The organism is Micromonospora sp. 4G55 (assembly GCF_016803375.1).
The window spans coordinates 1-2,135 of record NZ_JAEVHN010000887.1 but is presented as its reverse complement, the minus strand read 5'-3'; the positions used below and the strand labels follow the sequence as shown (position 1 = coordinate 2,135).

Annotated in this window: 3 protein-coding genes; all 3 read left to right on the top strand. The window is 72.2% G+C overall.

The genetic code is table 11. The features are described 5' to 3' along the window. The coding region (locus JNW89_RS35705) for a PD-(D/E)XK nuclease family protein (RefSeq protein ID WP_238452367.1) at positions 1–266 on the top strand (266 nt) is incomplete at its 5' end. A gap of 205 nt (positions 267–471) precedes the next feature. Continuing rightward, entirely contained in the window at positions 472–675 is a 204-nt protein-coding gene (locus tag JNW89_RS35700) for a cold-shock protein (RefSeq protein ID WP_007464836.1), read from the top strand. 250 nt (positions 676–925) lie between these two features. After that, positions 926–2,135: DEAD/DEAH box helicase (locus JNW89_RS35695; RefSeq protein ID WP_238452366.1), on the top strand; the 1,210-nt coding region annotated here is incomplete at its 3' end.

Below are 2,135 nucleotides of genomic sequence, written 5' to 3'. Positions count from 1 at the left end.
GCCGGTACGACGTGGTCGACTGGAAGACCGGCCGCCGGCCCACCGGCCGGGAGGCCGAGGTGGCGGCGGTGCAGCTGGCCGTCTACCGGCTGGCCTGGGCCGAGTTGGCGGGGGTGCCGGTCGACCGGGTCGGCGCGGCCTTCCACTACGTCCGGGAGGGCGTGACGGTGCGGCCGACGGACCTGCTCGACGCCGACGGGCTCACCGCGTTGATCGGCGGCGTACCGGAATTTCCGCCCGGGGGTGGCGCGCCGGGAAATCCGTGATAGCGTTCGTCCTGTTGCAGTTTTGGTTTCCAGAGACTCTGTGTGCGCCTGGCGGATTGTGGCCCCAGGCGCTCTTTGTTGTGTCCGGAGTTCTCCGGGCGGGGCGACCAGAAGCGACAAGCGATTCGCGCATTCCCGCGCGGAGCGCTCCTCTTCGAGCCCGCAACAGGTGCGGGTTCGACGTTCCGTCAAGGAGACAGAACACATGGCTATTGGCACCGTCAAGTGGTTCAACGCTGACAAGGGCTTCGGCTTCATCACCCCGGACGGCGGCGGCGCTGACGTCTTCGCCCACTTCTCGGCGATCCAGTCCTCCGGCTACCGGAGCCTGGACGAGAACCAGCGGGTCGAGTTCGAGGTCACCCAGGGCCAGAAGGGCCCGCAGGCGGAGAACATCCGCCCGCTCTGATCCTCGGATCAACCCGTAACACCCTGATCTTCGGATCGACCCGTAACACCCTCCGCGCCCTCCGGGCGCGGTGACGGGACCGGTCCGCCGCGCCGCCCCCCGCTCCGGCGGGAGTGGCGTGCTGCGGCGGACCGGCCTGTACCCCTTCGGTTCGTGCTTGTGAGTCGTGGCGGATCTTTCCCGCCGGCGACAGCGCCGATTCACCGGCGCCCTCCCTCGACACGTGCCGCGTCGAGGAAGGCATTTCCGCATGACCATGACCATTCCCACCTTCGCCGCGACCGGCCTGGCGCCGGCGCTGCTCACCGAGCTGACGGCGCAGGGCATCACCGAGCCGTTCCCGATCCAGACGGCCACCCTGCCGGACTCGCTCGCCGGCCGCGACGTGCTCGGCCGGGGCCGTACCGGCTCGGGCAAGACGCTCGCCTTCGGGCTGCCGCTGCTGTCGCGTACCGCCGGCCGCCGGGCCCGCCCCGGTCGCCCGCTGGCGCTGGTGCTGGTGCCGACCCGTGAGCTGGCCCAGCAGGTCACCACCGCCCTCGCCCCGTACGCCCGCGCCGTCGGGCTGCGCTGCGCCACCGTGGTCGGCGGCCTGTCGTTGCAGCGGCAGGCGGACGCGCTGCGCTCCGGCGCCGAGGTGGTCGTGGCCACCCCCGGTCGGCTGCACGACCTGATCAACCGGGGCGACGCCCGCCTCGACCAGGTCGCCATCACCGTGCTGGACGAGGCCGACCAGATGGCCGACATGGGCTTCCTGCCGCAGGTCACCAAGCTGCTGGAGCAGGTCGCTCCGGACGGCCAGCGGATGCTCTTCTCCGCCACCCTGGACGGCGGCGTGGACAAGCTGGTCCGCCGCTTCCTGAGCAACCCGGTCTCGCACTCGGTCGACCCGGGCACCGCCACGGTGACCGCGATGACGCACCACGTGCTGCACGTCGACGCGGCCGACAAGCCGGCCGCGCTCACCCAGATCGCCGCCCGTGAGGGCCGCACCATCATGTTCATGGCCACCAAGCACCGCGCCGACCGGATGGCCCGCCAGTTGCTGGCCAAGGGGGTACGCGCCGCGGCCCTGCACGGCGGCAAGTCCCAGCCGCAGCGCACCCGGATCCTGGAGCAGTTCCGCACCGGCCAGGTGACCGCCCTGGTCGCCACCGACGTGGCGGCCCGGGGCATCCACGTGGACGGGCTGGACATGGTGGTCAACGTGGACCCGCCGACCGAGGCGAAGGACTACCTGCACCGCGGCGGCCGTACCGCCCGGGCCGGGGAGTCCGGCACCGTGGTCACGCTGGTCCTGCCCGAGCAGCGCCGGGACGTCACCCGGCTGATGAGCGTGGCCGGGATCAAGCCGCAGTCGACCCAGGTACGCCTCAACGACGGCTCGCTGGCCCGGGTGACCGGTGCCCGGGAGCCGTCCGGCGTGCCGGTGACCATCGCCGTCCCGCAGCCGGCGCCGG